The sequence below is a fragment of the Microcoleus sp. K1-B1 genome, assembly GCF_036704705.1.
In the GTDB taxonomy this organism is placed as follows: domain Bacteria; phylum Cyanobacteriota; class Cyanobacteriia; order Cyanobacteriales; family Microcoleaceae; genus Microcoleus.
Window position 1 is genome coordinate 1 of record NZ_JAUBSH010000021.1, and the last position, 22,759, is coordinate 22,759.

Consider the following 22,759-nt stretch of genomic DNA (forward strand, 5'->3'; position numbering starts at 1 on the left):
CAGAATGGGGGCGAGATTTATTTGCAGCAGTTCGTTCAGTTGTCAATACTGGGAAGCGTCAAGGTTTAACTGCTTATCAATCTATTCAACAAGCTCTCTCTATTGATGGCTCCATTTTTTCCCCTAGTTGAGCAATTACGAACTTAGTTTGATTGGCTCTCCTGGATTTGTGGTAGAAGCGGTAGTGTGAGCGTCTCCCTCACGCAGGCTTTCCTGTCCCTACCACGGGAAGTTTTATTTTTATTAGCAAGCACCTAAAACTCAGGAGAACCCTTCACTCACGGCTACAGGTTCATTATCCAATTGCTTTGGAGCAATGTTTATGCGGTTTATAGTCAATGTTTTATCAGAGGCAATTGCGTCATTTTTTTCACCATCACTTGGCGCATTAACTGTTGCCATTCCAGGGAATTAGTTAAACTTTCGGAGTCTAGTTCCAACCCTTGGGCCACGGAAAATTTAGAAAAACTCTCTAACCAATTCATAATTGTTTCGCTTGCTGAGGTTTTAGTTAATTTTAAAGCGTTTTGAAGGTGCTGCTTCATCACAGGCAGTTGACCATTGCAGTAAGCATTCCAGGCATCCCAAACTAACAGATTGTAATCCACTTCGCTTTGTTTTTCCGGAGATTCAGCTACGATTTGTTCTAGCTGGTGCCGTTGTTGGATTTGGTCAATATAGGTTTTAGCTTGGGCTAATTCCTGTTGTATTTGGTGGAGTTGAGATTGCGATTGTTTGAATTCTGTTTGCCATTGATTAATTTGTGCTTCTTTTTGTTTGATATCTCCTTCTAGCTCTATTTTTAGTTGTATAAATTTGTTATTTACCAGTTTAAAATTATCTTGCTCTTGTTTAAGTTGAGTTGCGGTTTGCTCTAACTCTTCTAAAGTTTGATGCTGTTGAATGTTGATTCGTTCTTCTCGTTTTTCTGCTTGCTGTAACTGATCCATCAACTGACTTAAGGCTACCTCGGCTTCATAAAGTTTAGATTGCGATTCCTCCCAAGCTTGGCGGTGCAGTTCATAGTATTCTAATTCTTCTTGAGTTTGATGTAGTTGAATATGTAAACGATATTCACTTTTTTCGGTTTTCTGTAACCGATTCATCAATTGACTTACAGCTACCTCGGCTTCATAAAGTTTGGATTGCGATTCTTCCCAAACTTGGCGGTGCAGTTCATAGTATTCTAATTCTTCTTGAGTTTGATGTAACTGCGATTGATAACGCATAACATCAAATTGAGCTTGAGCAAGTTGAGTTTTTGTCTGTTCTACTTCCTTGCGAGTGTGATTAAGTTGAGAATAAGATTGTTGTAAAACGGACTCGGTTTGTTGTAACTGAGTTTGAGATTTCTCTAAAACGCTTTCAGTTTCATGTAACTGGGATTGAGATTGTTCGAGGAGATTTTCTGCGGTTTTCAGTTGGGCTTTTGTCTGTTCTAATTCTGTTTGACGAGACTGAGACTTTTGCAGTTCCGGTTCTTGTGCGTGCAATTGAGTTTTCAAGGATTTATTATCCTGTTCTAATCGACGCAAATTCGCCCAATCTTGAAAAGCCCAAGTTCGATAGAGAGACGGTTTTAATAATTCTTGCCAAGAAAAATCCGGCGTTTGTTCAGGATGCCATGCTCGGCCTTCTAGTTCCTGATAAAGTTCAATGGCTTCAGGAAAGTAATAATCAATTACTGTTGGTTGCTGACTGTTGGATGAAACCTCTGTTTTCAACATCGATGGATCGTAAGCTGTAGGAGAAGGATGACTTAAATTAACGTTGAACTTGTGATTAATCGTATCAATATAAGCGGCTTGGTACTGAATAATCGTTTTAACATTCGCAAGCAGACAACGATTTTGTTCCTGGTTATAAAAATTGAGAATTTTTTGGTTGTAATGCTGCCAATATTTAATGGCTAATTCTGGTTGACTTTGAAAAAGTTCGTCCTGTCGCCGATAGAGAGAGTCAGCCACTTCCCAAGGAGAACGATAAATTAATAAAAACCTGGCTTCGGGTAAGAGTTTTGCCCAAAAGTCTAAAAAGAGAGTGGTTCGAGGTTCTTTCCATCCCCAAACTGAACTTAAAGCATTATTTTCTATAATTTGTTTAGCTCGATCAATAAATTCTTCCTTAATTTCTAAATTGTCCTGTAATGTCCAGCCCGCACTACTGAGTCCTTGTGAGTCAAGAATATTCATGTGAAATTCATAGAAGTCAATATTTTCCCAATGACCTTTAATATTGACCTGATCTGCACCTAACAAATTTCGACCAATGTGAATACCGGCACTCTGCAAAATAGATGCGGTTAAGGAGGTTCCTGAACGGTGCATTCCGGTGATAATGAAAACGGTTTGTTCGGTGATGGATTTTTGCATGATTTTAGAAGGGTTTTCAGCAGGTAAACGTTTATGGAGTTCTATTTTTAGATGACTGTAAATCAAAAATCTCAAAAATTTAGGTAAGACAATATTACCAAATTTCCCGAATATTCTCGATGATTTCTAAAAAAGCCTGACGCTCTTTGAGAATATTATGCTCATTGGCGGTTTGTTTCGCTTGGGTTAAAATTTCCCGAATTTTACTTCGAGGATATTGTAATGCTTGTTGGATTGCCTTCAATAAACTTTCTACCCGATACTCTGGACGGATACAATTATACCATGAAATGCAAAAGGATCGATTGCCAATACAGTCGGGACAGATCACCAGTGTTCCTAGCACCATCCCTTCTAAAGCCGGAAGATAAAACCCCTCTCCTTCTTGTTGATTAGGAAGAAATACCGTCATCTTTGCACTATTTAGCTTTTGTAAATATTCTGATCTGGAAAGTTGGGCTGTGAGAAGTTCCACTTTTTTTTCGGCTTTTTCTAATTCTTTTTTTAACTGTTGTCCTAAAATAGGTTCTTTCAACGCGCAAATTAAAATATCACAATTTTTTTGTTCCCAATCTAAAGGTTGGGGGAGTTTGCTAAGATCCAACCCACAGGGAATAACGAATAGTTCTCCGTTGACTTGATGAGTTTCTTCTAAATAAGTTTTGATTTCGGGACTGACACAAATCCGAATTGCTCTATATTTGAGAAAGGAATAACGAGGATTATCAGGATAGGCGTGTCGGACGTGCTGAATTAAATTAATAATCGGAATCTGTGAATTATTTTTATAGTGCTCATCAAGGAAATGCCAATCCAATCCCTCCATAAAAATTAGATCGGGATTTACTAGGGGTTCAGATAAGAGGAAAGTTTTATCTGAATTTAACCAAGGATTGTTTTGCTCCCAACAGCTTTGAGGTGTGAAATAAATAAAGGGAGCATAACTCTGGGAAAATTTGACATGATTAAAATAGTCCCAAACCTTTAAGTGCCCACCTGTAAAACCTCCATAATCTCGGTAAAATAACATCGACTGACGAGAGGGTTCCGCTAAGGGGGATGAGGGTGGTAGAGTTGTTAGCGATTCCCAAGATGCCATCTCGCTTTGAATTTGCTGTAGCCACGACTGCGATCGCTCTAGTTTGTTTTTTATTTCTGGCAATTCCGAAGGCAATGGCATATATATAAAGTTATTAAAAATGGGTAGAGAGGGGTAAAAACTTGACGAAAACAATCAGGTAGTGACTGGCCTATCCATCTCTAAAGGTTGAGTGACTGTTTGCAAATTCCCTCAAGTCTCCATAACCAATATAATGTTATTGTGTCTGCTGGCATCCTTCTTGCTGGTAAGATTTAACTGCTGTTCAAGGCAGATGTAATCAGATAACTGCTCAAAGAAGTTGTGAGAATTTGTTGACACGCTCAATGCTAGCAGACATGATATAATTAAATCCTAGAAATAATCGAGAGTTGTGATATGAGTATTAGCCATTTTGAGACAGCAAATCAACAGTTACGGACAAGTCAGTTGGAAAAAGCAATTCTCAGCTATGAGCAGGGGATACAAGAAAACCCATCATCCCCCTGGCTTTATTATAACTTGGGGGAAGCTCTCAGTCAACAGGGAAGTTTTGAGGGCGCGATCTCAGCTTATCAGAAAGCTGTTGAACTCAACGCTAATTCCCCTTGGTTCTATGACCGCTTAGGTACTGTGGAACTGCAAGCCGGACATTTTAGCCAAGCGATCAGTTGCTTTCAACAAGCCATTGCCTTAGAGCCGAACTTTTATGAATTTTACACAAATTTGGGGATTGCTCTCACCCAGCAAGGCAATATTGTAGAAGCGATTTCTTCGTTTCACAAAGCGTTAGAGCTTAAACCCAAGGATGCCGAAACCTATTATAATCTAGGACTGGCTCTCGCGCAACAGAACCAAGGGCAAGAGGCGATCGCGGCTTACCATCAAGCCTTAGAGATTAATCCTTATTGGTCAGAATGTTATTTATCATTAGCAAAAGTTCAAGAACAGTGCGGTCAAACTGATGAAGCACTCAAACATTATCGTCGTGCTTGTCAACTCAATCCTAATTTAATAGAAGCTTACGAAAAATCACGAAAATTATTAGGAGAGCAGGAACAATGGGAGGAAATCATTAGTCTCTCGCGTCGGTGTTGCCAGGTGAATCCTAACTCTGCAACTGCTTACTATAATTTGGGAACGGCATTAATGCACCAGCAGGAATGGAAAGAATCTGTAACAGCATTAAGTCGAGCTTGTGAACTTAATCCTAATTTAGCAGAGGCTTATGACCCGTTAGGAAAATCTTTAGCGGCACAAAATGAATGGGAAGAAGCGGTTAAGGTTTATCGTCGAGCCGTTGAAGTGCATCCTAATTATAGTCAGCATCAATGGGGTTTAGCTCAAGCACTGGTGCAAACTCATAACTTGGAAGAAGCGATTACTGCTTATCATCAAGCCTGTGCTTTGAACCCAAGTTCTGCTGAGTTATATGATGAATTGGGCCAGGCGTTAGAACAATTTTATCAATGGGAAGAAGCGATCGCTGCCTATCGCCAAGCCTTAGAATTAAATCCAGCCAATCCGCGTTCCATTGAAAATCGCTTAGAACAAATTTTAGGCAAACAACGCCAATTTGAAGAGGCTATCGCCTCCTACCGTCGCAGTCAAGATTTTAATCCTGATGCCTTTGAGTCCTATCAAAACTTAGGACAAACCCTCCGACAACAAGGCGCAATTGAAAATGCTATTGTTGCTTTACGTCGAGCTTATATTCTCAACCCAGGTTCTGCCGTTGGTTATCACGTTTTAGGTCATACTTTTGCTATGCTTCAAAAGTGGGATGAAGCGATTAGTTGTTATCGCCGCGCTTGTGAGATTTATCCAGATTCTCCCGATATTAATTTACATTGGGGAGAAGCATTAGAACAGAAAGGAAATTATCAAGATGCAATAGCTTATTTCCAAAAAGCAATTAACCTCAAACCGGAGTTTGATTTGGCTTATGAAGGGATGGGTCGTGTGATTTCAAAAAAAAAAGGGAGTTAATTTAGATCCTCTCTCTCGATATCAAGAGGTATTGAAAAACAGTCCTAATGCTCCTGAAATTTATCAGGAGTTGGGACAAGAATTGCATCGTCAAGGCTGTTTAAAAGAAGCCATTGATTGTTACCGCAAAGGGATGGAATTGCAGGGCGAACCGATTCATTTATGGTTCTATCGGAATTTAGGAGAAGCGTTGTTAGAACTTGAGCAAGCTATGTGAGATTAGCAGATCCCAACCTAGACTTTGATATCGAATCTAAATCATTCGTGTCAATTGATAAACTCCTTTTCAGATAAGAATGATAACGGTCTAGGAATTTTGCTTTCTGCTGTTCATTGCCGATATCTGACATCAAGCGTACTAGCCATAGGAATGTTTGAGTATAGGCCTGGGACTCCAAGGGACGCATCCAAGGTTTAACGGTGGGGCGTGAAAAATAGTTTTGCAGAAGTTGTTCTGACTCTTGCGCCATTTGAGCGATGGTTTCAGGAGTATAGGGTTGGGGTTCTCGACAGCAAACAGTTGGCTGTTCTAAACAAACCGCCGCCGCCCCCCTTGAGGAGAAATTTAGTAGCAGGTCAAGGGTAGCGGCTTGTTGAGAGAGTTGGGGGTTAAAGCCACCATAACGCTGCAACCAACTGCGCCGAAATATAATTGTGTTAGTTCGGATGAATTGCCACAGTGTTGGTAACATCCAAATATGAACGCCTAGCAACCCTTCTCGTCCTTGTAAAACGGAATTAAAGGCTGCAATATTAATGGCATCACTCCTACTACCGGAAGGGGTTTGCCAAGCACTGAGAACCATTTCTAAAGAACCTGCTTTCTGTTCAAAGCAAGCGACTTGTTGGGCGAGTTTTTCTGGCAAAAATACCTCTGAGGTATTCAAAAAAGTCACAAATTCCCCTTGGGCGATGTCCAAACCTTGATTAAAGGCGGCTACAATCCCTTGAGAGGGTTGATGGATGTAGCGGATTGAGGGATATTCTGCTTTGAGTCGCGATCGCATTTCCTGGGTAAAACTATCATCAACGACGATAATTTCAAAGTCAGTCAGGGTTTGTTGGTAAACACTGTCAATGCTTTGACGCAGAGGGAGAAATGCAAAATCGTGGTTCTTTACATGGGTGGTGGGGATAATCACACTAACTCTAGGGGTGTGGTTGGGAGAGAGGGGAGTTAAGTAAACAGTCGCATCGGCACTATTGCCCGCAAAATGACCTTGGAGAAAGGTTTGATTCTGTTGTGCTTCGGTTCCTTGAAATGCTTCTAAACGATGTCCTGGCAAATGGTTGTAATCGTGGTTTTGATGAATCGCCGTAATTAATTGACTGGCATTGATGACCGGAATCTTCTCTTTGAGGGCTTCTCCTACCATCCAGTTATCCCACCCTGCGCGTCCAACGGCAAATTTTGGTAGTTGGGAAAATAGAGGTTTGGGGAAAACGAAATAATCTAAGGCTCCAACGCCACTGAAGGTTCCGGCTTGATGAACGCGAGCGCGTAAATTTTGTTCCCAATGGGAATGATGAAAGTTTAAGGTTTCAGTGATATCCAGATTCCAACGTCTTCCTAGAATTAAAAATTGCTGGTATTGGTTTGCAACTTGTTGAACCGTTGGCAGGAAGTCACTGGTTAAGATAATATCCGAGTTAACATAGGTTAATATCGGGTATTTCGCTTGTTGGGAAGCTTGGAAAAAAATATCATTTAACAGGGGAGTTCCCTGAGTATTGAGTTGGATGTTGGGAATGTGGCGTAAACCCAACTCTCGGGCAGTTTCTCTTGTTCCCTCATCGTTTCCCAATAAGATAATTTCCGGTTGGGGTTGCAAGTGTAACCAACTTTGAATGGCATTCCGTTGAATAATACCAATCTGACCTAGAAATGGTTTAGGAACTGCAAAAATTGTGAGGTTTAATGTGGGTTGAAGATTAGGAAGAATTGATAAAGGGCTAGCTGTCATAATCTATCCTCACTAATCTTCTAGGGTTTCTGCTAGAACTTTGGCCAAGAGTTTGACTATCGCTGCATTATCTGATTTAGATTTTGTGCTAACGGTGGGTTCAGGTTGGGGTTGAACTTGAGTTAATTGGGTTTTAGTTTGTTCCAGTTCCATTTGTAGTTGGGTAATTTCTTCTTTCTGTTGATGGAACTTAGCAACATATTGTTCTAACTCAACTTGTAAGTCATCTAGTTGGAATTGGGTTAGTTCCAATTCTTCTCGAACTTCATGGAGTTCTGAACGAGACTGATCAGATTCTTTCTTGGTTTGTTGAAGTTGGGTTTGTAATTGTTCCTGTTGGGTTTTAGATTGTTCTAATTCTACTAATATTTGATACCGTTGAGATTCTAACTCAGCTAACTTCTCTGCTTTTTGTTGCAGTTGATCTTGCGTTTGTTCCAACGTTCCCAAAGTTTCTTGGTACTGTAACTGTAAAGTTTCTAACTCCTCTTGGGTTTCCTGAAGCAATTGAGAGGGTGGGGATAGGGATTGAACGGGAAGCACCCCATCCTCAGTTCTAACAGTCTGACGGACATAGAACGCTTCTCCCCAAGCAGGGTGGTAGGGAGTCTCCTCTGCTACACGCTGAAATTGGTAGTCGGTGAGGAACTGATCGACTTGTTCCGCTAAGGCCCCGCCTTTAAACAGTTCTTGATAATGAACGGTGGTGTAAATGGCATCTAGGGTGTTGAGGAGTTGGGTAGCGCCTTCTAAGGCGAGGAGTTCAGCACCTTGGATATCGAGAATCAGAATATTAAAGTCTGTAGTAGAGAGATGCAGTTCTTGCAGGAGGGTATCCAGGGTACGGGAGGGGAGGGTGAGTTGTTGCGTTTCTTTAATATTGGGGTAAATTTTGCTGTACTGTTGCCAGGGTAGGATGGAGCTGCTAGACTCTAGGGAAGTCAGATGCAGGGTCACGGTGTCGTTGTGGTTGGTAATGGCAGCTTGAACGACTTGGATATTGGGCCGATCAGCAAAATTCTCTTGCAATCTTTCAACAGCAGTGGGGTTGGCATCGATAAGTAGGGTTTTAATGGTATTGGGGAGGTTGAGGCGTTTGAGGGTTTTGGCATCGTAGGCACCAATTAATATAATGCCGCGTGGAGTAATGACGTGTTGTTGGCAGAGGTCGGGAAAGTTGAGTTTCATGAAGGAAGGCTAGAAATTGGGTAGTTTGGATAGTTGATTTTATCAGAGAGCGTTGTTAGTCTTCACTAAAGTTGTGAATCATTTGCCAAATTAGATAGAATTCGATCTAATGTAGCTTGAATATTTGGTTGTTCCTGATTAAAATTAAGAGATTGCCGATAAACTTCAACGGCTGCTTCCCATTCTTCCCTTTGCACTAAGGCCTCACCTAATTGATTATAGGCTAAAACATATTTGGGATTAAGTTCTAGTGATTTTTGGTAGAGAGTCATAGCCTCATCCCAATTGTCTTTTTTTTGGTACGCATAAGCTAAACCTCGATAAGGATGAGCGGCTTTTGGGTTGAGCTTAATAGCTTGTTGATAAGCATCAATAGCTGTCTCTATTTTGTTCAGTTGAACGCAACATTCTCCTAACCAATGATAATAATCGCCATAATTAGGGTTTAACTCAATCGCTTGCTGAAAACTGACAATCGCAGTAGTTGTTAATTTTTGCCATTTGAGTGTTTGACCTAAACCAAAATAAGCGGAACTCAAATTCGGATTAAGGGTTAAAGCTTTATAAAAAGATGTTAAAGCTTGAGTATAGTTTTTCTTATTCAGAGATTCGGTTCCCTGATGAGAATAGGTTTCAGCTTTTTCAGGGTGTTGTAAGTTAGCAGATTCGTTGGTATCCAGTTTGCTTTTTTGAATTAATACTTCTAAGAAGGGTTGGTAAATTTCTACTGCATCAGGACTTAATTCTAAGGTATGATGATAAGAAGCGATCGCTTCTTCTAGTCTGCCAAATTTTGCCAGTGTTTTACATAATTTTAATCTTGTGGTCAACAAGTTAGGATAAAGTTTAATAGCAATTTGGTAATAGGACAAAGATTGCTGCCAACTACCTTGCTGAGATAGGATATCTGCTAATCCGCTGTAAGCTTCCGCACCATTAGGGTAAATTTCAATCGCTTTTTCATAATATCGGTAGGCTTCATCTAACTTTTCCTGTTTATTTAAAATATGTCCTAGCTGCAAATATAAATCATAAAAATTGGGGTTGAGTTCGATAGCTTTCTTTAAGCAATAAATAGCCGGGGCTACTTGTTGATTTTGAATTAATATTTCGGCCAAATTGTAATAGTGATAAGCAGATTTTGGTCTAATTTTAATCGCTTTTCGATAGGCTTGAATAGCTTTTTGGAAGTCTCCTATTTTAAAATAAGCTTCTACTATATTTAATAATATACGATGAGAGCTAGGGTTATATTCAAGAGCTTTGGTGTACGTATCTATAGATTCTATAACATTTCCCTCTCGCCTAATTTTATTGGCTATATCAAAATAAATAAGAGATTGATTTATATTTGTGTTTGGCTTATCTTGTTTCTTCCATACTCCACAAATAACTCCTTCTGTATGTCCTTTATGTAGAGCTTGGGTTTGAGTTAAAGGAAGAAGATACCAATTGACAAGTCCAGGCAATTCATCGTCATATTTTTCATTATTACCACGTTTTTTATACTCATAATACTCCATTTTTATAGGAGACAAAAACTGATCAAATTTTTGGATTGACTTGATTGTATAATTTCGAGCTTGATTACCTAAAATTAATTCATCTTTTACACCAAAAGGCAAGGTCATAATTAATTCACCATTAACTTTTAATATTCTAGCTAGTTCTTTTACAGCTTCTAAATCTCCACTTTGATCAACTAATGGTAGTTGCGGAGAATTCACCTGTGGAGCCTGTAAACCAATATGCTCAATCACAGAGACAGCAATTATTTTATCAAAGGTTTCATCTTTAAAAGGCAACTTTCTTACATCACTTTGACAAAACTGGATTTGGTTAAAGGGTTGAAGAGGTGGATCATAATCTGTAGCATAAACATCTATTGGCAATCCTTCTAACCAAGAAATCCAAGCTAAATCTGATTTGACAGTTCCTACATCTAAAATACACTTTGCATCTCCCAATTGAGATGCAGCAAATGGATACTCAATGCAACGACTGTGCAGATTATCCCAAGGTCTATGAAATAAAGGATTAGGCTTAATTGTGCCGTTTTCATTAAGCCTAAAAATAGGGGTGATAACATAGTTATATTGGTTCATAGGATGGTTTTTATTACCTAACTAGGGTTTAACTTTGGTTGAAACAGTAGAGAATTTTTGAAATCAAATATGTTGACCAATCTATATTTTTATCCTTTGATTTCTATATCTTCTTTAGCTACTCAATACTGGGTATACTTTTATTTGAATTTAATTTAATCCTTTTGCTAATTGGAACATACTTATGTTTTCGTTCAAGACATCAATAGATGAACAGTGTATTTTTTATGCAAATCTATTTAATAGATATCACTATTTTTTTATAAAAAAAGTTACTTTTGCCAGATAGCAATACCCGGAGTGTAGCCAGATACGAATTCCAAATTGATTAGTTGACCTCCACAGTGCTTATGGATGTAGTTTAGTGCGCCGTTGACTCTTTGGTTTTCCGTCGGTTCAGCAATTAAATATGTATTATCAAAGATGACTATAGATCCAGGACTTAGCTTAGGATAAATAGTCTCAAACTCAAAAATAACGTCCTCAAGTAAATGACAGCCCTCAAGAAAAGCTAACCTAATAATATCTAAGTCATTCACTATTTTAGGTAGCTCTATTTTAGAATCGCCACAAATTGGCTTCACTAGATGATTGAGTTTTGCTTCAACGAAATTACTGATTGCTTTTTGATAATTTTCATGGTCTATCTCAATGGTATGAACAACTCCATCAGTTTGCGAGTCTTGGATAGCTTGAGCTAGAATAATGGTTGTACAACCATAGTTGGTTCCAGTTTCTACTATATGATTAAATCTATCACGCTCCAAATGAATCATCAATAGGTAATAAATCAGATTCCAACCCGGATAACCAACAGAGAATCCTGTTGATTTTTTTACCTGCTCAATGGTGGCGATGTTTTCTTCTAAATCAGCTAAATACTTGTTGGGCAGTAAGGTCTTTGCATAATCAAAAATTCTGTAAAATTTCGGTTTTTTCATGGTTTTATTTGTTTGTTTAGCTATCTCTACAAAGAATTACTTAGTTATTTTTGAAAAACATCAATTATTTGAAACAATTCCTCGTCGCACTTCGTCCCAAATAATGCTAGTCTAACCCTAAAAACGTAGAACAGATAACCAAAATGCTCAAATGCTCCCTGGTCATCCGCTGTTATAACGAAGAACAGCACATTGGCAGGCTCCTCAGCGGTATCATCCAACAAACGGTCACAGACCCAGAAATAATTATAGTCGATTCCGGATCAACCGATGCCACAGTCTCCATCGCATCCCGCTACCCAGTCAAAATTGTTAGCATTCGCCCCGAAGACTTTTCCTTTGGTCGCGCCCTCAACATTGGTTGTCGGGCTGCCTGTGGGGATATTATAGTCATCGCCAGCGCCCATGTCTATCCCGTTTACAAAGACTGGCTGGAAAACCTACTGGCTCCCTTTCACCGCCCCGAAGTGGCCCTAGTCTATGGCAAACAACGCGGTAACGAAATCACCAAATACTCGGAACATCAGGTTTTCGCTAAATGGTTCCCCGACCTCCCAGACTCTAGCCAAAGTCACCCCTTCTGTAATAACGCCAACGCCGCTATCCGTCGCCAAGTCTGGGAACAAATCCCCTACGATGAGACTCTGACGGGATTAGAAGACCTAAACTGGGCTAAACGCGCCCAGCAGCTAGGCTATGAAATATTGTACGAACCGGAAGCGGAGATAGTCCACGTCCACGACGAACCCATGAGCAAAATCTATAACCGTTACCGTCGGGAAGCCATAGCCTTAAAACACATCCTCCCTCAAGAACACTTCCACCTCTGGGACTTTATCCGCCTCTTCCTGGGCAATGCCATCAGCGACTACTATCATGCCTGGTGCGATCGCCTTCTCTGGGAAAACCTCACGGAAATCTTCCAATTTCGACTCATGCAGTTCTGGGGTACATACCAAGGGTTCCGCCAATATGGTAAACTTAGCAGCCAGCTCAAACAAACTTTCTACTATCCCCACGGGTTAACCCGTTCCCGGTTTCCCAAAACCAACAACCAACAGCAACGAGCCATAGATTACAGCACTCACCCCAAGGAGCCAGAAATTGCCAGAAATTATTGATATCTCGGTTCCCCTAAAACCAGAGATGCCTGTTTGGCCCGGTAGCCCAGGTTTTAAACTTTATCGCACGATGAACCTAGCTGCCGGAGATGAAGCCAACGTCTCGCAACTAGACACGGACGTTCACGTGGGAACTCATGTCGATGCCCCCTGCCACTTTCTCCTAGAGGGAACTGCTGTTGAGGAGTTATCTCTCGATGTGCTCATCGGGCCAGCCTATGTGGCTTACTTACCTGAAGTCAAGGCCGTTACTGCCGCAGATTTGGAGGAATTAAACTTACCCCCAAATACAACTCGACTGTTGCTCAGTACCACGAATTCACAACTATGGGCAAATAATATAACAGAATTTAACAAAGATTTTGTTGCTCTAACTGCCGATGGGGCTCAGTGGTTAGCAGACAAGGGCATTCGCCTGATAGGCGTTGATTATCTTTCCGTTCAGCGGTACTATGACAGCACCCTCACCCATGAAATTCTCCTAAAAGCGGGAATAATTATCTTGGAAGGTTTAAACTTGACAAATGTGACCGCGGGTATGTACAAACTTGTTTGTCTACCTATAAAATTAGTGGGGTCAGATGGTGCCCCAGCCAGAGCAGTTTTAATTAGGGAGTAACTTAATGGTGAAAATAGGCGCTATTGTGCCGATGCGGCACAGCAGCGAACGAGTACCGGGGAAGAATTATCGCAGCTTTGCTGGGGTTCCTCTTTATCATCGCATTGTTAATAGTTTGTTGGCTTGTCCTTTAATCACAGAAGTTGTCATCGATACGGACAGCCCTACTATCTGGGAAGATGCTACCCGACATTTCCCCCAAGTCAAATTGCTGGAACGTCCAGAACATTTGCGGGCGGGGACAACTCCGATGAATGATGTATTATTGAATAGCGTTAACCAGATAGAGGCTGATTATTATTTGCAAACCCACAGCACGAATCCTGTATTAAAGAGTGATACGATTAACAAGGCCGTGCAAGAATTTTTAAATAACTATCCCATGTATGATTCTTTGTTTGGAGTTACCAGGCTGCAAACTCGGTTATGGGATAGTTTGGCGATGGCGGTTAACCACAATCCAGCGATTTTATTGCGGACTCAAGATTTGCCTCCTATTTATGAAGAAAATTCTTGTATCTATATTTTTACTAAAGAGATTTTATCCGAACGCCACAACCGCATCGGCAACAGACCGTTAATGTTTGAAATAGACCGTTTAGAATCGGTGGATATTGATGAGGAGTTAGATTTTAGAATGGCAGAGTTTTTATATCAGGAAGTTGAAAAACTTTGAATTTCCAAGTGAATTATGTTAATGGGATCGGAAGAAATTTAGGAGGGTTTTGATCATGCTTGATGTAATCAACAAAAAAGAGTATTTTGATTGGTGGGATAACCGTATAGCCGACCGCACAAATCATTCTCTTAAAGGAATCCAAGATGCTTGGATTGTTTCACTTTTTCGGAATAAACAGCAGCTAAAAATTGCTGAGATTGGAGGCGGCAATTCCCGTGTTTTAAATCGCTTTAAGCAGAACAATGAGTGTTGGAATATAGATAAATTTGAAGGGTTGGGAGGAGGGCCAAAAGAAATTCAGGAAATGCCAGATATTAAAATTGTCCGATCTTATATAGGAGATTTTGACCCCTATTTACCAGAAAATTACTTTGACATCATATTTTCTATTTCTGTGATAGAGCATATTCCTAAAAACAATATTCAAAAAGTTTTTGCAGATTGTCATAGGCTCTTAAAGACAGGTGGTATGATGGCTCATGCAATTGATGCTTATGTCTGTGATATTCCAATTCCTCAAAGATTGGCAATTGTAGATCAATATGTAGAAGCTATTGAACTTCAAGGCTTTGAATGGTCTGTGGCTCCTAAAATCGATAAAAATCTCACTTTCAAAAGTGATTTTGCTTCAAATTCAGATTTAACAATGGCAGGATGGAATCATCTTGCACCGACACTAAGAACAACAAGAGAACAGTCTCAAAGTATATCACTAAAACTACTGGTGTATAAAAAATGACTAAAAAAGTTTTGGTAACTTGTCCTCACCTACAGAAAACTATTGACCTCTATCGAGATAAGTTGGCAGAAAAGGGAATTGAGCTGGAAGTGCCCCCAGTGGTGCAGCAGTTGAGTGAAGCGGAGCTACTGGAAATCATAGACCGTTTTGATGGTGTAATTGCTGGGGATGACCCGTTTACGGGTCAAGTTTTGGAGAAAGGAAAACGGTTAAAAATTGTGGCTAAGTGGGGCATTGGTGTGGATGCTATTGACTTGGCAGCGGCGGCAAGGTTGGGCATTCTGGTTAAGAATACGCCAGATGTTTTTGCGGATGAGGTGGGGGATGTTGCTTTGGGTTATATCATTCTTTTAGCCCGTCAATTGCATAAAATGGATCAATCGGTAAGAGCTGGGGGGTGGCAGCAAATACCGGGTATTACTTTGCGGGGCAAGACTTTGGGTGTGATTGGTGTGGGGAGTATTGGTCGAGCGATTGTCCGTCGTGGGGTGGCGGTGGGGATGTCGGTATTGGGTTATGATGTCCAGGAGATTCCAGAGTCGGTACAAGCTGAATTGGGGGTACAGTCTGTGGGGTTGGAGGAGTTGTTACAACGGGCTGATTTTATTACTCTTTCCTGTAATCTGACTTCAGAGAATTACCACTTGTTGAGTGATGATGAGTTTGAGTTGATGAAACTGGGTGTCTATGTGGTAAATGTAGCTCGTGGGCCGTTGATTGATGAAAGTGCCTTGGTGGCGGCCTTGGATTCTGGCAAGGTGGCGGGGGCAGCGTTAGATGTGCTTGAGGTAGAACCTTTGCCGATTGAGAGTCCCCTGCGACAGTTTGACCAGTGTATTTTTGGGACTCATAATGGTTCTCATACGCAGGATGCAGTGTTGCGGGTGAATGAGTTGGCGATTAATAATTTGTTACTGGGATTAGGTGTAGAATAGGATATATCTTGATAGTCTTGTGGCCGATAGAGAAGCCATACCCGAAGAGAATTTGATGATCAAGCCTTTCAGGATTGCCTGCTCAGGAATTGACCTACAGTTAAAATGTTTATTGATTGATTGAATGCTAATAAGGGTAATACGATAATAATGAGCAAAGTTGCGTTAATTACTGGGGTTTTAGGGGGAGTTGGTGCCGCTACGGCTGGGTTATTTAAAAAAAATGGTTGGTATGTGGTGGGGGTTGATAAGAGAGATAAGCTTGAAAGTGTGCTGGGAATAGATAGGTTTTTTAAAACTGATGTGGCTGATGTATCTGCTTGGGAAGAAATCGCCGATAAGTTGACAAATGAGGTGGGAAGGGTTGATGCTTTGGTGAACAATGCTGCTATCCAAATTTGCAAGCCTCTAGTTGAGACGACTCCCGAAGAGTGGGATGGAGTGATGGTAGCAAATTTGCGATCGGTTTATTTGGCTGTGCGTCACCTTTATCAATTTATGCGCGGTGATGGGGGTGCGGTGGTGAATGTTAGTTCCGTTCATGCCGTGGCGACTTCTGCTAATATTGCGGCTTATGCGGCAAGTAAAGGGGGGATGTTGGCTTTGACGAGGGCATTGGCTATTGAGTTGGCTTGTGATAGGATACGGGTAAATGCGGTGTTGCCGGGAGCTGTGGAAACTCCAATGTTGTATGCGGGGTTAAGTCGTGGGCATTTGCAGGGAGGGGATGTGGCTGATTTAGTGGGCCAGTTGGGGTCTAGGCACGTCATGGGTCGAGTGGGGCAACCTTGGGAGATTGCGGAGGCGATTTATTTTTTGGCGGATGGGGAGCGATCAGGCTTTATGACGGGTCAATCTTTGGTGATTGATGGTGGGGCGACAGCGAGATTGAGTACGGAGTGAGTTATATATTTCGTTGAACATATATAACTAAATAACTTGTCAATTTTTTACAGAGTGGAGAATAATGCCTAATCTAATTTTTCAAAATAATCTTCAATCTATAAATAGTAATGATGTTTTAGTCGCATCATTTCCTCGATCTGGAAATACTTGGTTAAGACTTCTTATTTCAGATGTAATATTACAAATCCATGGTTTTGAAACAAACACAAAATTACCCGTGTCAATAGACGATATTATTCCCGATATATACCAGCACAATGTAAATGAAATATCGAACAGCATTAAACTATCCAATCGTCTAATCAAAACCCATGAACTGTACAATAAACATAAAGAAATTCAGCAAGTAGTATATATTTTTAGACAACCCGCAGATGCTCTCTGTTCATATTATGATTTTCTCCGATCACATAATATAGTTTCTCGGACGGAAGACAAAGCTTTATTTGTTTTAGAAAAAGTTGATCAATGGCTTGAACACCTTTTAAGTTATGGATATGCAAAGCAAAAAGATCCGAGTAAAATTTTGTTTATATCCTATGAAGGTTTACACAATAATCCTGCTCTATGTTTAGAAAAAGTTTTTGATTTTCTCAAGATCGATGGTGTGGACCATGAAATGTATCTAAAAGCTGTTAATAATCATGCTTTTGATAACCATAAAAAACTAGAATTGAAAAATAGAAACAAAGAAAAAGAAAATTATTTTTATCGCAGGGGTAAAGTCAATAGTTCAATGGATGAGCTTGCCGATCATATCCTTCTCAAAGTTAGAGAGAAAACGCAAGATGTTTTAGAATTGGCAAAAAATCTTGAAGTTCCTATGTAAAGTAAAAAATTCATTCTTTTTCTGTCAACATCTCAATTAGTCGATCTATAAAAAAATCCATGAAAAAAATAGGTGTTTTTACAGTTCATAAGGCTGCATCAGTGTTTCTTCACAAGATTTCAAAAAGAGCTTGTGAGTTATCTTCATTAAAATACTATTCTCCAAATAATAGTGAATTGACTGATAATTTACTGACTTTTACTCCTCCAAAAGATAAGTTTTGTCATCACTCTCTATTAAGATTTAATTCTATCTAGGTTGGTTGTTGATCCTAGAGCGACACCAAGGTTGAGTACGGAGTAAAAAATGAATCACTAGTAACCAAACATTGTTAGAATATTAGCCGTAATAATAGCCTTGGCTATTGAGTTATCATAGAATAAGTTTGGGTTAATGAAGACCCCCAGGATTAACGATTAACGTATCTATAAGATAATTTTCCTATGTTTAGATTAGCTACTTGTGATGACTTGATAAAATTAAAGATTAAGTATAAGGATTTAGGCTTTACAGGAATTCATGGTTGGGGGCTAAAACAGCTAGGAAATCTTTTCTGTGTAGATTCCATTCGCCAATTAAATGCGAGTAAAGTGTTAGAAGTAGGAGGTGGTTTAAACCTTTTTTTTGATAAAGATTCACACCGAAACAATTATGAATACTGGATGATAGATCAGATAGGTTTTTATGATAAACAAAAGTTTGAAGAAAGTTTAAATAAAAGGAAAAATACAAAATTTGTAAATGATCTTATTGGAGATTTTTCTACCGATTTACCCTCAAACTATTTCGATTTGTGTTTTTCTATATCTGTCCTTGAACATTCCCCCACTGAAAAGGTAAAAGAAATTGTTGAGGATATGTACAGAGTAGTGAAGCCAGGTGGTTATATTGTACACACAATTGATGTAAGTTACCAACAGAAAAATATGCTGGGTAAATTGTATGAACAATATATAAAAGATGTAGGTTTTATATTTAAGGAACCTCCTGAGCTTGACTTTAAGCATGACTTATCTGATGCTGATATCTTTCACCCAACGTTGTTTGAACCCTTACAAATTGTCTATGAATATTATTTTACTGCAAAAAGTAAGTGGCATGAACCTGTGCCGATTACATCTCACTTTTCATCTATCCTAGTTTTAGCAAAAAAAACTGATAATTAACCGAATTAATAATAATTGGGAAAAAATATCAAAATGAAATTCAAAGAGTGTATTGTTTGTAATTCCCCCTTTGTTACATACGTTAGAGACGTTCTTACTCGAAGAACGAAAAAAAATATTCCATTATACTATTGTATGGAATGTGAATCTTTTTTTAACCCTTCTGGTTATCAAGAAGATGATAATCAGCTTTCCAAGGATTTAGATTGGAATATTAGTGTTAAAGAAAGAAATATCGGCTATTCCCGTCGCCTAATTTATAAGCTCTTAGAATTAAAGCCAAATGCAAAAAGCTTACTAGAAATAGGGTGTGGAATAGGTACATTTTTATCTGCAGCTAGTGATTGTTTTCCGCAAGTAATTGGCTACGATACAAATCACCATGCTACGGAATATGGTAAAAGAGTATTTAATTTGGATTTAAGGAACGAGTTGTGGACTGCAAAGAAAGCAGAAAATTATGATATAATCGCTTGCATTTCTGTGTTAGAACATTTAGAACACCCACGACCACTCTTTGAACAGCTTGCTTTAGCTGCAAAGCAAAGTCGGGGTATTCTTTATATATCTGTTCCTTTTTTAGATAGGGATAAGTGGAATTTTATCTTAGATCCTGATCCCTATCAGAAAGGTACACCCTTCTTTGATAATGATGTTCACGTTACACATTTTTCCAGGAAAGGTCTTCTTGAATTAGCGAAACAATGTGGTGCAAACAAGTTCACAGAAATCACTCAGGGCTGGGTCGGATATGTTTTGGAGTTTAATTGATTCAATTAGCCCGCGAATTTTATTGAGATAGTTCCATTACTCATTAGCAAATATGACTCTTTCAATTTCAATTATTACTCCGAGTTTTAATCAGGCGATTTTTTTACCAGAGTGCCTTCAATCTGTTGCTGATCAATCCCACCCTGCTTTAGAGCATTTAGTCTATGATCCTGGGTCAAAAGATAATAGTCGAGATATCGCTTGTTCCTATCCTCACGTTACTTTAATTTCCGAACCTGATCACGGACAAAGTGATGCTGTCTCTAAAGGGTTTTTAAAAGCTAAAGGAGATGTGATTGGATGGCTAAATTCTGATGATTGTTACTCTAGTCCAGATATATTTTCTTATGTTATCCAAAGATTTAAACAACCTGATTCTCCAGATATTGTCTATGGACGTGGTATTTATATCGATGATAAAGGGCAGTATTTACGGGATGCTTATGTCAATGAATATCCAGAAACATTAGAGTGGAAATTCCATAAAGAAGTGGGGATTTTACAACCTGCCTTATTTTTACGACGTAGCGTAATAGAAAAAATTGGTGTTTTATCTAATGCGCTCAATTTTTGTATGGATTATGAGTATTGGATTCGGGCAGTAAAAGCAGGATTAAAATTTGCATTTCTGCCAGAAGTTGTGGCTTTTGCTCGGTACTATAAGGATAACAAAACTTTGGGTAAGAGAGGTGAAAGTTTAAGAGAAATTTGTGATACAGTCAAATCTCACTTTGGCTATGTCCATGTTCAATGGATTCGTAACTATGCAGAATTTTTGTCAGAAGGTTTTGATGGAATTCTGGCAAATTCAAGTAATCGAAAAGTCACTAATCAAGATGCTATAGATTATCATACGAAGCGTTTATTAAAAGCCTATAATACTGATTGTTATACTATTAAACTACTCATAAAAAACTCTAATAATCGCCCTTATAACCTGACTTTAGAGGCCATGAAAAATCATAAAATAGGTTTGGATTTTTTCTACCATGAAATTCCTGTGGAGCAAAAAACAGAACCTAATTGTTATTGTTACACAGTTGGAGATAAGCGATGGGCTTTTAGTTGCCAATGGAAAGACACTAAAATCGAGAAAACAAAAAAAGCATTTGAAAAGTTTCGTGCTGAACGAGTAAAAGATACTTGTATTATAGTTGGCAATGGCCCTAGTTTAAATAAAAGTGATTTATCCTTACTGGAAAATCAAGATGTTTTTATTTCAAACTATGCTTTTTTGAATCCAGAATTAATCCAATATGCCAAGTATATTGCAGTTACAAATTATCTGGTTGCACAACAGGGATATCATCAGTTTAACTTACTTGATAATATTAGGAAACTTTTTCCTTATTGGTTAGGGTATTGCATCAATGAAGATGACAATACTTTCTTTTTTAACTCAGTAGGATATGCCGAATTTAGTAAAGATATCAATACTAATGTTTCTTGGAGATCGACAGTTAGCTTTTTCCAAATGCAAATTGCTTATTGGTTAGGCTATCGAAGAGTTTTATTGATCGGTTTTGATCATAGCTATGATCAGACACCTTCCGCTAAAGAAGGTGATATTCTTCTTTGCGATGAGGACGATCAAAATCATTTTGACCCAAGATATTTTAAAGGAAAACTTTGGCAAGCTGCGGATGTAGACAATATGGAAGCAATGTACCTACTGACTAAACAAGCATTTGAAGAAAGCGGTCGAGAAATTATTAATTGTACAGTGGGAGGTCATTTAGAGGTTTTTTCTAGGGGAAATCTAAAAAGTCATTTGATTGAACGTCCAAATATAGTTAACAACTCACATAATATTAGTAATGAACCTGTATCATCAGATGATTATATTAAGCAAGCAGATATATTAATGAAGAAAAAAAAATGGGGTAAAGCCATTGATTTATATAAAAGAGGAATAGTGCTTAATCCAGAACAACCTGGTTTTATTTATGAGAACTTAGGTGAAGCTTTGATGCACTATAATCGTAATCTTGCATCAAACGTCAGTTTAACGGAGACAAGAGAAAAACTGAACTACTCATTCGATAGTTACTTTGAATCCGCTAATCTTTTAATGAAGCAAGAAAAATGGGATGAAGCCATTGATTTATATAAACAAGGAATAGAACTTCATCCAAAGCAACCAAGTTTGATTTATGAAAGATTAGGTGAAGCTTTGATAGGTAAAGAACAAAGCTATCCGCGCTTATTGATTATAGACTGGACAAAAATAGGTTCCATTTCTGCTACAGGACAGATTAAAAAGAACTTATTGGCTGACTGGCCAGAAGATAAGTTGCTACAAGTTTTTTGTAAAACTCATCAAGAGTTTGGCTTACATTTCAAAGAATCTTCATCTATAAAAGAACAATATTTTATCAATGTTCAAGATATTTTACAAAAATGTGATGAGTTTAAACCTGATTTAATATACTACCGTCCTGTTGCAGATCATTTGCAATTTCATGATTTAGCTAGCCAACTGATTGATCAGTTACAAGTTCCAGTAGTGACTCACATCATGGATGACTGGATGAATCGGTTACAAGAAGAACAATCACTCACTTATGAAAAGTTAGACAGATCTATTAGAAATTTATTTAAACAGTCATCAGCTTGTTTATCCATTAGTGATGTAATGTCTAATGCTTTTAAAAAACGTTATGATGAAAATTTCATTCCGATTATGAATTGTATCGATGTAGAGACGTGGTTTAGGCAAAGGGATAAAATCAATTCAAGAAAAAACTCTAAAAATAAAACCTTTACTATTCGCTATGTAGGATCTCTTGCAGATGATATGAATTTTTCAAGTATCTCTGATGTCGTCAATGCAATCAGCTATTTACATAAAAACAACCTAGCTGTTGAAATGGAAATATACACAATGCCTTATTGGAAAAAGAAAGCAAGTGATGCTTTTTCTAATTTGCCTGGGATTAAAATAAAAGAAAGTAATTTTTCTCAACACGACTACCGTCATATACTAATGACCGCTAATGCTCTACTTGTTGCGTATAACTTTGATCAAGAAAGTATTAACTATGTTCGTTATTCAATTGCCAATAAATTACCAGAGTGTTTAGCTTCGGGAGTTCCTGTGTTAGTTTATGGCCCGAATGAAGTAGGAACTGTTTCTTATGTTGCGACGACCAATGCTGTTGAACTTATAACGAAACGTGATAAAAATCAGCTATTCTCGGCTATAAAAAAACTTGTGGAAAATCCTAAATATTGCAAAGAGTTAGGTCAAAGAGGTTGTGAATTTGTATATGAACATCACAATGCTGAAATAGTGCGTCAGAAGTTTTACACTATTTTGAAAACGGCGGCATTGCAATCTTATAAAAATGTCTAAAT

At 38.7% G+C, this 22,759-nt stretch carries 18 protein-coding genes; 12 read left to right on the plus strand and 6 right to left on the minus strand.

Features of this window, described 5'->3' with window-relative positions:
* Positions 1-335 precede the first annotated feature (335 nt).
* Positions 336-2,372, minus strand: a complete 2,037-nt coding sequence (locus QUA83_RS10375; RefSeq protein ID WP_333293012.1) for a sulfotransferase — start codon at positions 2,370-2,372, stop codon at positions 336-338.
* 94 nt (positions 2,373-2,466) lie between these two features.
* Positions 2,467-3,552 (minus strand): glycosyltransferase, encoded by a 1,086-nt coding sequence (locus QUA83_RS10380; RefSeq protein ID WP_333293014.1) that lies wholly within the window; start codon positions 3,550-3,552, stop codon positions 2,467-2,469.
* Between the two features lie 297 nt (positions 3,553-3,849).
* Here QUA83_RS10380 and QUA83_RS10385 point away from each other — a divergent pair, with 297 nt between their 5' ends.
* Positions 3,850-5,439, plus strand: coding sequence for a tetratricopeptide repeat protein (locus QUA83_RS10385; RefSeq protein WP_333293016.1), 1,590 nt, complete (start codon positions 3,850-3,852; stop codon positions 5,437-5,439).
* A 31-nt stretch (positions 5,440-5,470) separates the two neighbouring features.
* Positions 5,471-5,656 (plus strand): tetratricopeptide repeat protein, encoded by a 186-nt coding sequence (locus QUA83_RS10390; RefSeq protein ID WP_333293017.1) that lies wholly within the window; start codon positions 5,471-5,473, stop codon positions 5,654-5,656.
* Here QUA83_RS10390 and QUA83_RS10395 read toward each other — a convergent pair.
* The 4 genes from QUA83_RS10395 to QUA83_RS10410 form a co-directional block, all read right to left on the minus strand.
* On the minus strand, positions 5,649-7,403 hold the full coding sequence (locus tag QUA83_RS10395; RefSeq protein WP_333293019.1) for a glycosyltransferase family 2 protein: 1,755 nt from the start codon (positions 7,401-7,403) through the stop codon (positions 5,649-5,651). The genes QUA83_RS10390 and QUA83_RS10395 overlap by 8 nt on opposite strands.
* A 12-nt stretch (positions 7,404-7,415) precedes the next feature.
* Positions 7,416-8,591: an FkbM family methyltransferase gene (locus tag QUA83_RS10400; protein WP_333293021.1), complete on the minus strand. Its 1,176-nt coding sequence runs from the start codon at positions 8,589-8,591 to the stop codon at positions 7,416-7,418.
* A 65-nt stretch (positions 8,592-8,656) separates the two neighbouring features.
* The gene (locus QUA83_RS10405; RefSeq protein WP_333293022.1) at positions 8,657-10,696 is read right to left on the minus strand and encodes a tetratricopeptide repeat protein; all 2,040 of its coding nucleotides are present in this window, start codon (positions 10,694-10,696) and stop codon (positions 8,657-8,659) included.
* Between the two features lie 272 nt (positions 10,697-10,968).
* Positions 10,969-11,637, minus strand: coding sequence for a class I SAM-dependent methyltransferase (locus tag QUA83_RS10410; protein ID WP_333293024.1), 669 nt, complete (start codon positions 11,635-11,637; stop codon positions 10,969-10,971).
* A 143-nt stretch (positions 11,638-11,780) separates the two neighbouring features.
* Here QUA83_RS10410 and QUA83_RS10415 point away from each other — a divergent pair, with 143 nt between their 5' ends.
* From QUA83_RS10415 to QUA83_RS10460, 10 genes are all read left to right on the plus strand, one after another.
* A complete protein-coding gene (locus QUA83_RS10415; protein ID WP_333293025.1) occupies positions 11,781-12,758 on the plus strand; it encodes a glycosyltransferase in 978 nt (325 codons plus the stop codon).
* Between the two features lie 25 nt (positions 12,759-12,783).
* Positions 12,784-13,377, plus strand: coding sequence for a cyclase family protein (locus QUA83_RS10420; RefSeq protein WP_333293027.1), 594 nt, complete (start codon positions 12,784-12,786; stop codon positions 13,375-13,377).
* A gap of 4 nt (positions 13,378-13,381) precedes the next feature.
* Positions 13,382-14,053: a cytidylyltransferase domain-containing protein gene (locus QUA83_RS10425; protein WP_333293028.1), complete on the plus strand. Its 672-nt coding sequence runs from the start codon at positions 13,382-13,384 to the stop codon at positions 14,051-14,053.
* Positions 14,054-14,108: 55 nt separating this feature from the next.
* Positions 14,109-14,795, plus strand: a complete 687-nt coding sequence (locus QUA83_RS10430; protein ID WP_333293030.1) for a methyltransferase domain-containing protein — start codon at positions 14,109-14,111, stop codon at positions 14,793-14,795.
* On the plus strand, positions 14,792-15,730 hold the full coding sequence (locus QUA83_RS10435) for a phosphoglycerate dehydrogenase (protein ID WP_333293031.1): 939 nt from the start codon (positions 14,792-14,794) through the stop codon (positions 15,728-15,730). Before QUA83_RS10430 ends, QUA83_RS10435 begins: the two co-directional genes overlap by 4 nt.
* Before the next feature lie 150 nt (positions 15,731-15,880).
* A complete protein-coding gene (locus QUA83_RS10440) occupies positions 15,881-16,633 on the plus strand; it encodes an SDR family oxidoreductase (protein WP_333293033.1) in 753 nt (250 codons plus the stop codon).
* A 64-nt stretch (positions 16,634-16,697) separates the two neighbouring features.
* Entirely contained in the window at positions 16,698-17,465 is a 768-nt protein-coding gene (locus QUA83_RS10445) for a sulfotransferase domain-containing protein (RefSeq protein WP_333293034.1), read from the plus strand.
* 443 nt (positions 17,466-17,908) lie between these two features.
* Positions 17,909-18,631: a methyltransferase domain-containing protein gene (locus QUA83_RS10450; protein WP_333293035.1), complete on the plus strand. Its 723-nt coding sequence runs from the start codon at positions 17,909-17,911 to the stop codon at positions 18,629-18,631.
* Between the two features lie 33 nt (positions 18,632-18,664).
* Entirely contained in the window at positions 18,665-19,402 is a 738-nt protein-coding gene (locus tag QUA83_RS10455; protein ID WP_333293037.1) for a class I SAM-dependent methyltransferase, read from the plus strand.
* 52 nt (positions 19,403-19,454) lie between these two features.
* A complete protein-coding gene (locus QUA83_RS10460; RefSeq protein ID WP_333293039.1) occupies positions 19,455-22,757 on the plus strand; it encodes a glycosyltransferase in 3,303 nt (1,100 codons plus the stop codon).
* Positions 22,758-22,759: the final 2 nt, after the last annotated feature.

Bases quoted from the DNA above. Each gene is read 5' to 3' on its own strand.
- QUA83_RS10460 (WP_333293039.1), top strand. From the start codon at position 19,455: ATGACTCTTTCAATTTCAATTATTACTCCGAGTTTTAATCAGGCGATT.
- QUA83_RS10420 (WP_333293027.1), top strand. From the start codon at position 12,784: ATGCCTGTTTGGCCCGGTAGCCCAGGTTTTAAACTTTATCGCACGATG.
- QUA83_RS10435 (WP_333293031.1), top strand. From the start codon at position 14,792: ATGACTAAAAAAGTTTTGGTAACTTGTCCTCACCTACAGAAAACTATT.
- QUA83_RS10415 (WP_333293025.1), top strand. From the start codon at position 11,781: ATGCTCAAATGCTCCCTGGTCATCCGCTGTTATAACGAAGAACAGCAC.
- QUA83_RS10385 (WP_333293016.1), top strand. From the start codon at position 3,850: ATGAGTATTAGCCATTTTGAGACAGCAAATCAACAGTTACGGACAAGT.
- QUA83_RS10440 (WP_333293033.1), top strand. From the start codon at position 15,881: ATGAGCAAAGTTGCGTTAATTACTGGGGTTTTAGGGGGAGTTGGTGCC.
- QUA83_RS10450 (WP_333293035.1), top strand. From the start codon at position 17,909: ATGTTTAGATTAGCTACTTGTGATGACTTGATAAAATTAAAGATTAAG.
- QUA83_RS10375 (WP_333293012.1), bottom strand. From the start codon at position 2,372: ATGCAAAAATCCATCACCGAACAAACCGTTTTCATTATCACCGGAATG.
- QUA83_RS10425 (WP_333293028.1), top strand. From the start codon at position 13,382: ATGGTGAAAATAGGCGCTATTGTGCCGATGCGGCACAGCAGCGAACGA.
- QUA83_RS10400 (WP_333293021.1), bottom strand. From the start codon at position 8,591: ATGAAACTCAACTTTCCCGACCTCTGCCAACAACACGTCATTACTCCA.
- QUA83_RS10410 (WP_333293024.1), bottom strand. From the start codon at position 11,637: ATGAAAAAACCGAAATTTTACAGAATTTTTGATTATGCAAAGACCTTA.
- QUA83_RS10395 (WP_333293019.1), bottom strand. From the start codon at position 7,403: ATGACAGCTAGCCCTTTATCAATTCTTCCTAATCTTCAACCCACATTA.
- QUA83_RS10430 (WP_333293030.1), top strand. From the start codon at position 14,109: ATGCTTGATGTAATCAACAAAAAAGAGTATTTTGATTGGTGGGATAAC.
- QUA83_RS10455 (WP_333293037.1), top strand. From the start codon at position 18,665: ATGAAATTCAAAGAGTGTATTGTTTGTAATTCCCCCTTTGTTACATAC.
- QUA83_RS10380 (WP_333293014.1), bottom strand. From the start codon at position 3,552: ATGCCATTGCCTTCGGAATTGCCAGAAATAAAAAACAAACTAGAGCGA.
- QUA83_RS10445 (WP_333293034.1), top strand. From the start codon at position 16,698: ATGCCTAATCTAATTTTTCAAAATAATCTTCAATCTATAAATAGTAAT.
- QUA83_RS10405 (WP_333293022.1), bottom strand. From the start codon at position 10,696: ATGAACCAATATAACTATGTTATCACCCCTATTTTTAGGCTTAATGAA.